6 protein-coding genes and 1 pseudogene are annotated in these 9243 nt (G+C 63.1%); 3 read left to right on the top strand and 4 right to left on the bottom strand.

The genetic code is table 11. The features are described from left to right. Window positions 1-321 precede the first annotated feature (321 nt). The 3 genes from HX792_RS19720 to HX792_RS19710 all read left to right on the top strand — a co-directional run bounded on the left by HX792_RS19720 (window position 322) and on the right by HX792_RS19710 (window position 4992). Window positions 322-1068 carry an IclR family transcriptional regulator gene (locus tag HX792_RS19720; protein WP_176997655.1) on the top strand — a complete coding sequence of 249 codons (747 nt, stop codon included), beginning with the start codon at window positions 322-324 and terminating at the stop codon, window positions 1066-1068. A gap of 191 nt (window positions 1069-1259) precedes the next feature. Beyond that, window positions 1260-3668: a glucose/quinate/shikimate family membrane-bound PQQ-dependent dehydrogenase gene (locus tag HX792_RS19715; protein WP_176997654.1), complete on the top strand. Its 2409-nt coding sequence runs from the start codon at window positions 1260-1262 to the stop codon at window positions 3666-3668. Window positions 3669-3726: 58 nt separating this feature from the next. Continuing rightward, window positions 3727-4992: a carbohydrate porin gene (locus tag HX792_RS19710; protein ID WP_176997653.1), complete on the top strand. Its 1266-nt coding sequence runs from the start codon at window positions 3727-3729 to the stop codon at window positions 4990-4992. 6 nt (window positions 4993-4998) lie between these two features. Here the strand turns inward: HX792_RS19710 and HX792_RS19705 are convergent, their stop codons facing one another. From HX792_RS19705 to HX792_RS19695, 4 genes and pseudogenes are all read right to left on the bottom strand, one after another. Then, window positions 4999-6018: a fimbrial protein gene (locus HX792_RS19705; RefSeq protein WP_371319372.1), complete on the bottom strand. Its 1020-nt coding sequence runs from the start codon at window positions 6016-6018 to the stop codon at window positions 4999-5001. Beyond that, the gene (locus HX792_RS19700; RefSeq protein ID WP_176997651.1) at window positions 6015-6740 is read right to left on the bottom strand and encodes a molecular chaperone; all 726 of its coding nucleotides are present in this window, start codon (window positions 6738-6740) and stop codon (window positions 6015-6017) included. The genes HX792_RS19705 and HX792_RS19700 overlap by 4 nt, the downstream gene beginning before the upstream one ends. 30 nt (window positions 6741-6770) lie before the next feature. After that, window positions 6771-6956 carry a hypothetical protein gene (locus HX792_RS30395; RefSeq protein ID WP_371319374.1) on the bottom strand — a complete coding sequence of 62 codons (186 nt, stop codon included), beginning with the start codon at window positions 6954-6956 and terminating at the stop codon, window positions 6771-6773. Window positions 6957-7087: 131 nt separating this feature from the next. After that, a pseudogene (locus HX792_RS19695) lies at window positions 7088-9223 on the bottom strand (fimbria/pilus outer membrane usher protein); the annotation flags it as partial. Window positions 9224-9243: the final 20 nt, after the last annotated feature.

The raw sequence follows: 9243 nt of genomic DNA, 5'->3' as shown, positions 1-9243 counted from the left end.
AAGAGCGTTTTGCTTACTTTTGGGCTCCTTCCAAAAGTGAGCCGCCGTAAGGGCGGAACCCATAGCCGCCGTTACCGCAGCAACGGATATGTACTCCGACCAAACATCTATAGCGCCCAGCCCACAGCCATCGCAGGCAAGCCAGCTCCCACATTATTAGAAAGCGCGGTACACCCAATAAAAACCAGTCGCCTGACAGACCGCATTCGCGAGCAAGCCCGCTCCCACACCTGGATCGCGCGGTGTCAGCTAACCACCCCAACATTGCCCCCACCCGCCAATACCAGTATTTTGCAGCCTACCCCCAACAAGGAGCCCCCCATGGTAAAAACCCGCCCACGCCCCGCAGTCACCGGGGTGGCCTCGGCCGATCGGGTGCTCACCGTGCTCACCGCCTTCAAAATGGGGGACACCGCCCTGGAACTGGCCGAACTGGCCGCCCGCACCGGCCTGATCAAAAGCACCATCATGCGCCTGATGGTCTCCCTGGAAGACCACGGCCTGATCACCCGCCTGGCAGACGGTCGCTACCAGTTGGCCACCGAGATCATGCGCCTGAACACCGTGTACCAGGACGGGCTCGACCTCGAACGCCACATCACCCCCCTGCTGCACCGCCTGACCCAGGAAACCGGGGAAACCGCGTCTTTCTATGTGCGCCACGGCGCCTATCGGATGTGCCTCTACCGCGTGAACTCCCCGCACCACCTGCGCCTGCACCTGCAACCGGGCGATACCCGGCCCATGGACGGCGCGGCGGGCGCCGAAGCATTGCGCACGCCTTATTCGCTCGCCGCCAAGATGATCAAGCCGATCTTCTCCCACGGCGCCACCGACCCGCACGCCTCCTCCATGGCCCTGCCGATTTTTGGCCCCGGCGAAAACCTGATCGGCGCGCTGGTGCTGTCCGGCCCGGCCAGCCGCCTGACCGCCGAGCAAGCGCAGACACTTCACCCACTCTTCCAACAGGCGGCCGTCGAGCTGACTCGCAGCCTGGGTGGCAATGCACTGGCGGACGCCGACGCCGAACCCGGGCAAAAAAAGTCCCGCAGCAAAAAAACGGTCTAGCGTCTTTTACAGACGCGTACCGCACGCCGTGCGATGCAGCCAAAAAAAGCCGCATCGCACCCAGGCGACATTTGGCCACACCGCATCATCGCATTACCTGTAATAGTCTATTGCGGAGCTAAATGTACTAACCAGTTACTTATCTTGCTAAAATCGCGTCTTTGCCCTCTCACCTTCGAGCATTTATCGATATGAAACGAGCATCGCGCGCCGCTGGCGTCTCTAGATTTATCCTGCTGGGCCTGGGCGTCGTCATCGCCCTGCTCGGCGTGGCGCTGGCCGTTGGCGGCGCCAGGCTGGTCAGCCTGGGCGGCTCCTGGTACTTCCTGATCGGCGGCCTGGCCATGGCGGTTTCCGGCGTGCTGATTGCCCGGCACAAGCCTGCAGGGGCGTGGCTGTTTGCGGCGTTCCTGGTGGGCACCGCCATTTGGGCGGTGGCGGATGTGGGCCTGGTGTTCTGGCCGCTGTTCTCACGCCTGTTCATGTTCAGCGTGATTGGCTTGGTGGTAGCGCTGGTGTACCCGCTGCTCGCGGGCAAGCCGGCGCGTGGCGCCTATGGCGTTGCCGCCGTATTGGCCGTTGGCGTGGCCGTTGCGGCGGGCAATATGTTCGTCGCACACCCGAGCGTCGCCCCTACCGGCGCAGGCCCGGGCGTGACGCCCGTGGCCCCGGCCGACGCGCAGAAAGACTGGGCCCACTACGGCAATACCGAAGGTGGCAGCCGCTTCGCCGCGCTGGACCAGATCAACCGCGACACCGTCAACAAGCTGAAAGTAGCCTGGACTTACCACACCGGTGACGTGGCCATCAGCGACGGCAACGGCGCCGAAGACCAGCTCACCCCGCTGCAGGTCGGCAACAAGGTGTTTATCTGCACCCCGCACAACAACCTGATCGCCCTCGACGCCGACACCGGCAAAGAGCTGTGGAAGAACGAAGTCAACGCCAAGTCAGCGGTGTGGCAGCGTTGCCGCGGCATGGCTTACTTCGACGCCACCGCGCCGATTGCCGCGCCCACCCAGCCCAACAGCTCGCCGATCATCGCCGCCAGCGTGCCGGCTGGTGCACAGTGCCAGCGTCGTTTGCTGACCAACACTATCGACGCGCGCCTGATCGCCGTCGACGCCGACACCGGCAAGTTCTGCGAAGACTTCGGCACCCACGGCCAAGTGGACCTCAAGGCCGGCCTGGGCGATGTCCCCGACAGCTACTACCAACTGTCCTCCGCCCCGCTGATGGCCGGAACCACCGTGGTAGTCGGCGGCCGCGTGGCTGACAACGTGCAAACCGACATGCCAGGCGGCGTGATCCGTGGTTTTGACGTGATCACCGGCCAGATGCGCTGGGCCTTCGACCCGGGCAACCCAGAAGACAAGCAAGCCCCGACCGCCGGCAGCACCTACGTGCGCAGCACCCCGAACAGCTGGGCGCCGATGTCCTATGACCCGCTGATGAACACGGTCTTCCTGCCGATGGGCAGTTCGTCCACCGACATCTATGGCGTGGAACGTACCCAGCTCAACCACAAATACGGCGCTTCCGTGCTGGCGCTGGACGCCTCCACCGGTGCTGAAAAGTGGGTGTACCAGACCGTCCACAACGACCTGTGGGACTTCGACCTGCCGATGCAACCCAGCCTGATCGACTTCACCCCACCGGGCAGCGACAAGGCGGTGCCTGCGGTGGTGATCGGCACCAAGGCCGGCCAGATCTACGTGCTCGACCGTGCCACCGGCAAGCCGTTGACCGACGTGCGTGAAGTGCCGGTCAAGGCCGCCAACATCCCTAACGAGCCTTACTCGCCCACCCAGCCAAAATCCGTCGGCATGCCGCAGATCGGCGCGCAAACCCTGACCGAATCGGACATGTGGGGCGCCACGCCGTACGACCAGTTGCTGTGCCGCATCGACTTCAAGGGCATGCGCTATGACGGCCTGTATACCGCGCCGGGCACCGACAAATCCTTGAGTTTCCCGGGCTCCCTGGGCGGCATGAACTGGGGCAGCCTCTCCACCGACCCGGTGCATGGCTTTATCTTCGTCAACGACATGCGCCTGGGCCTGTGGATCCAGATGGTGCCGTCGCAGAACAAGGCCCAGGCCTCCTCCGGTGGCGAAGCGCTGAACACCGGCATGGGCGCCGTGCCGCTCAAGGGCACGCCGTATGCGGTGAACAAAAACCGCTTCCTGTCGGTGGCCGGCATTCCGTGCCAGGCACCACCGTTCGGCACCCTGACCGCCATCGACATGAAAACCCAGAAGATCGCTTGGCAAGTGCCGGTGGGCACCGTTGAAGACACCGGCCCCCTGGGCATCCGCATGCACCTGCCGATCAAGATTGGCCTGCCAACCCTCGGCGGCACCCTGTCCACCCAAGGTGGCCTGATCTTCATCGCCGGCACCCAGGACTTCTACCTGCGCGCCTTCAACAGCGGCAACGGTGACGAAGTCTGGAAAGCCCGCCTGCCCGTGGGCAGCCAAGGCGGTCCGATGACCTACGTGTCACCCAAGACCGGCAAGCAGTACATCGTCATCACCGCCGGCGGCGCACGCCAGTCCACGGACCGTGGCGACTATGTGATCGCCTACGCCCTGCCATAACCCCTTCTGTTTGCGCGGCGCCTCCCCCGGCGCCGCGCTTTTTTTTGGAAAATTTCGCATGACCCCCACTTCTCAGATTTCCCTTGGGCGCCTGTTGCTTGGCCTGGCCCTGGGCGCCGCCCTGCCCGTGCAAGCCGATGACACCACCTTGACCGGCGACTGGGGCGGCCTGCGCCGCGAACTGGACGAACAAGGCATTCGCTTCACCGGCGACTACAGCGGCGAGACCGCCTACAACGCCGAGGGCGGCCTGCACCGCTCGGCGCGCTACTCCCAAAACATCAAGCTCGGCGTGCAGTTCGACCTGGGCAAGCTCTACGGTTTCAATAATGGCGACCGCGTCCAGGTCACGATCAACGACCGTCGCGGCAACAGCGCTTCAGAGGACTTGGTGGGCAACCGCCTGCCGATCCAGGAAAACTACGGCGGCCTCTACACCCGCCTCACCGAGTTGAGCTACGAGCGCACCCTGTTCACCCCGGCGCTCAACGTCAAACTCGGCTACATGGCCATGGGCAACGACCTCGGCGGCCTGGACAGCGGCATCCTGTGCAACTTCATGAACGCCGGTTTCTGCGGCCACCCGCTGAACATGTCCGGAGGCAGCGGCTGGACCAACTACCCGAACGCACGCCTGGGTGCGCGGGTGAAATACGACTTTTCACCGAACTGGCAACTGCGCGTCGCCGCCTTCAACGTGGACCCGGACAGCAACGGCAACTCCAGCCGCGCCTGGCGCCTGGACCCGAAACGCACCACCGGCACCGTGCTGCCCATCGAGCTGATCTACAAGCACGCGGGCACCCTGCCGGGTGAATACAAGGTGGGGTATTACTACGACAGCTCCGACGTGAAACGCATCGGCAGCAAGCAGGAAGTCAGCGGGCGCAGCGGGCATTACCTGCTGGTCGACCAGGCGGTGTGGGCTTCGGAGTCCTCTGCCGGCCGCGTGTTGCACGCCTTCGGCCAGTACTCGGCAGCAAGCTTGGCCGCATCACCCTTCACCCGGTGGTATGGCGCGGGCGTGGTGCTGTACAAACCGTTCGAAGGCCGCCCGCGCGACACCCTCGCCCTGGGCTATGGCCGCGCCGTGCCCAACCCGCGCAGCCGCGACGTGCAGGAATTGGCGGCGTTCAACGCCGGCACCGACTACCCTAACCTGAACAACGCCGAGCAGTTGATCGAGCTCAGTTACGGCTACCAGGCCACGCCCTGGCTGACCCTGCGCCCGGACGTGCAATACATCATCGAGCCCGGGGCGTTTTCCGGCAGCGACATCGACAATGCCCTGGTGCTGGGGTTGCAGGTCAAGGCGAGCTTCTAAGGCGCCTCAGTAGTAGATGATCTGCACCACCATAATGGCTTCGAACGCGCCGACCTGAGGGTCCCCCTGGGCCACCACCGTTGCGCTGAACGGCACATCGATGTGGCTCACATTGGCGGCAAAGGTGGCCAGGGGGAACGGTTCGTTGATGGGCACCAGTGCGTTACGCCCATCGCGCACCTGAATGCCAAACCCGCTGTCGGCCGTCGGCAACACCGTGTACAGGCCTTGCTGGTTGGCGGTCACGAAGGTGGCGCCGACGTTGATGGCGCTGCTGCACTTTTTCTCCAGGGCCAGGCTGAACGGCTTGGTCGGGCTGGGCGGAGACAGCCCCGTGGCGGTTTTCTGGATCACGCCGAAATCGACAATGCCCGGTTCCGGCGTCACCGTGACGTCGACCGTGCACGCCGTGCCGACAATGTTCTGCAGGCCGCTGAGCTTGAAGCGGAAGTTGTTGAACGGGTTGCCCACCCCACCGTTGAGACCGTACTGGCCGTCAAACTGGAAGACGTCGTAGGTGTCCTGGGACGGGCGCTGCAAGGGCAGCAGCCCGCGCTTGCGGATCACCACCTGAAACGCAATGTTCGGCGTGGCCAATGAACACGGCAGCATCTCTTCATTGTTGGTGGCCGCCGGGCAGCCACGGGACACGAACCCGGTATTGACGCCCAGGGTCGGGTCGGAACTCCAATCCCCATCCCAGGCCGTCACCTGCCGGTACACCAGGCCGAACTCGATGCCCCAGGCCGTGGCATTGAGCCCCGCGGGGTTGCCATAGAAATAGATCGGGTCGTCTTCGTTGAAGTGTATGTCCCGCAGCTTCCAGCACTTGGCCGGCACCACGTGGGTTTGCGAGCGCCAGATGATCGTACCGTCGGGCACTGTGTCCGGCACCGACACCGGGCCGATGTATTCGCTGAGAAAATCGCCGTCGGACTGCGACTTGCAGATCAGCGCCCACGAGGCGCTGGAAAACCCCAGCATCAACAGCGCCAACCCCACCCTGAGCAGTGGCTTGATAATCACGGTTTCACAGCCTTGCACGCCTCGACTGCGCACTGGAACAGCGTGTCGGTCTGGCCGCCGAAATCATTCATGTTCGACACCCGCAACTCACCGAGGGCGGTGGTGCTCAACGGCAACCGTGCACCGCTGAACGGCGCGATCATCACGGTCTCCACCGGCAGCTTGGTCATCTGCGGCCCGGCCAGCAGGCCCACCACGGTGATATGGAACGGTGACGGGTTGTCGATCAACAGTTGCTTGCCGATGGGGTCGATTTTCAGGTTCAGCCGCTGGGCCAGGTCTTCACCGCGCTCACGCTTGACCGACGCCGGGCGGTAGAACAGCTTGATCTTCGATTGCAAGGCAATCTGCATCGCGTTGACCGCCTCGCTCTTGGGCGGGATCTCGCGGATATTGAGGTAGAACACCGACTCGCGATCCTTGGGCAACGTGGCCTCGGGCAGCTTCACAATGCGTAGCATGCTGCTTTCATTGGGCTCGATGCGTTGCAGCGGCGGCAGCACCATGAACGGCGAGCTGATTTTTTTGCCGCTGGCATCTTCGATCCACGACTGCACCACAAAGGGCAGTTGCAGGTTCTTGTTGCTCACGGTGACGCTCACCGAGGTGGCGCCCTCTTCGTAAATCACCCGGGTGCGGTCGGGCACCACGGCGGCATTCGCCAGCAATGGCACACAGACCAGCACCAGGCGGGCAAAACGGTTGAACATCAATCGAGACATCAGGGTGCTCCAAAAGGGTTGAAAGAGGGTTCACAAACACCGCACCGGCGCGGCGATATTGGTGACAACGTCTGCATCGGGCAGCACCTCAAGGGCGCAGGACTTGCTGTCGTCCCAGCGCGCCACCAGTTCGGCGCCGCTCTTGGCGCCCAGCAAATAGGTAACGCCCGCCTCCCCGACGATGCCCACTTCCTTATGGCTGTGCTTGTCCTGCACCGATGCGCCAAAAGGCACCGGCCGTCTTGCTGGATCAGTTCGACATAAGCGTTGTGACCCTGGGCAGCGGTGAAACTGACGTAGCCGATGGCCCCCTCCGTCAATGCCAGGCGCTGGATCGGGTTGGAAACTTCGGTCTTGAGCGGCAACTTCTCCAGATTGACCCGCGCCTCATACGCCTGGAACGACGGCAGGCCGTCCATCACCGCGTAGCCCTGCGCGTTGGTGCGCGCCTGGCCGGTGAACGTCACGTCCGGTACGCCATCGGTGGACACCAGCAACCGCGTGTCCCCATTCGAGCCATTACCGTGGGCGGTCACGCCATAACGGGTCACCACCAGCGAGCTGTCGAGTTCGCCGGTGAGCGAGCGGTAGGTGCTGCCATCGGTGGTCGCCGACGCATTGGCGCGATAGGTCGACGCACGTTGGCCCACGTAGGCGTTGACGTATTTGTTGTCGCCCAACCCGCCATAGACCTGGTAGTTCATGCCTTCGCCGTCATCGTGGCTGAAGCCGACGTTGGCAGAGGATGTACCCGAACTGCCGCGCTGGAAGTTGCTCGACATCATCGAGCGCCCGCCCAATGGAATGCTCACGCCCAGGTAGAGTTGCGAATCGCTGTTTTGCGCGTTCCGGGTCTGGTAGGCCGACAGGTTGAAGTTGATGTTCTTGACGTTGCCCAGGGTGAAACTGCGCGCCAGCGTCAGGCCGAAGCGGTCCGAAGGCGCGGCGTCCCAAAAGGTCGAGTGGTCGAAGGACAGGCTCGTCGACAGCCACGAAAAACGCTTGGCGAGCATCACCGAATAGCGTTGTTTGCCCGAGTTCAACGCGTAGGAATCCGGATCGCCGACAAACTGCGAAAAATTGGTGAAGGTGCGGTCGGAAAAGCGATAGCCGAGAAAGCGCAGGTCGGTGCCGATGGCGTCGAAATGCTTGGAATAGTTGATGCGGTAGGAGTTGCCCACCGCCGTCTCACCGGTCCAACGTAATTTGGCGCGCGAGGTGGTGACGTCTGCCGACACCGCGCCGAACACCCCCAGGTCGCGGCCCACACCCACGGCGCTGGACAAGTAGTCGGTGGCCGCCAGCATGCCGCCGTACACCGTCCAGTCGCGGGACAAACCGTAGGCCAGTTCGGAGGCAACAAAGCTCGGTTCGGTGCCGCCCCTGCCCGTCAGGCGTGGCTGGCCCGCCGAGAGTTTGTAGCGCAACTCGCCTTCGCGGGCGAGGAACGGCACAGCGGCGGTGGTGACGGTAAATTTCTGCTCGGTGCCGTCTTCTTCGCGCACGGTCACATCCAGCGTGCCTTGCACACTGCTGTTGATGTCCTGGAGGCTAAACGCACCCGGGGTCACCGTGGTGGAATACAGCACGCGGCCTTGCTGCGACACGGTCACCGTGGCGTTGGTGCGCGCCAGGCCGCTGATCAGCGGCGCGTAACCGCGCAGGTTCGGCGGCAGCATGCGGTCGTCACTGCTCAGGCTCGCGCCGCGCAGGGCGAAGGTGTCGAACACGTCGGAGTTCAGGTAGTCCTCGCCCACCGACAGTTTCGAGTGGATCGACGGCAGCGCGCGATAGGCATACAAGCGGTTCAGCTGGAACGCCTGACCATTGTTGCCGCCGCCCTGGTTACCGGTGACCTGTTGGGCCTGGTAATCGGCACGCAGCCGCCAGGCATCGACGTTCAGGCCTGCGGTGCCGTAGCTCTGCAACGAGGTGGAGTCGCCGCTGGACGCCGAGCCGGTGGTCTGGCGGCTGTTGGCGATTACCCGGTAATCGAGCAACGCGCCATCCAGCCCTTTGCTCCAGGCGGCCGGCGGGATGTAATTGGGGTCGTCATATTCGAATGACGCCTGGGGCAGGCTGATCAGCAGCCGTCCCAGGTTCTGGGCGTAGGTGACGCTGGCGTTTTCGATCACGCTCAGGTCAACACATTGGCCATCGGCAATGCGTGGCAGGCGCTTGAACAGGTCGGGCTTGAGCCCGAACGTCTCGACCAGCGACTGTGGCAAACAGGCATAACTTTGTTGCGGTTGATCACCGCTTTTGAATTCAATGGAACGTGTTCCGAAGTAACGCTGATTAACGACGATATCCAATACGTAGGTGCCCGGCACGGTGTAATGCGCATGAGTAAATTGCCCGAGACTGACACCGTCATGACCGTCAATATTTAAAAACTCAGTATTAAACTCCAGCGCATAGGTATAACCCGTGCAAGGCAGTAATACGCAAGACAGAATAAGTGTGCGGCAGTACACGGGCATTACCCTTTTATCAGCACCGA

Origin of the sequence: Pseudomonas sp. B6002, assembly GCF_013385985.1 — a bacterium.
Taxonomy (GTDB): domain Bacteria; phylum Pseudomonadota; class Gammaproteobacteria; order Pseudomonadales; family Pseudomonadaceae; genus Aquipseudomonas.
The sequence above is the reverse complement of the archived record's forward strand: the minus strand, read 5'-3'. Positions and strand labels throughout refer to the sequence as shown.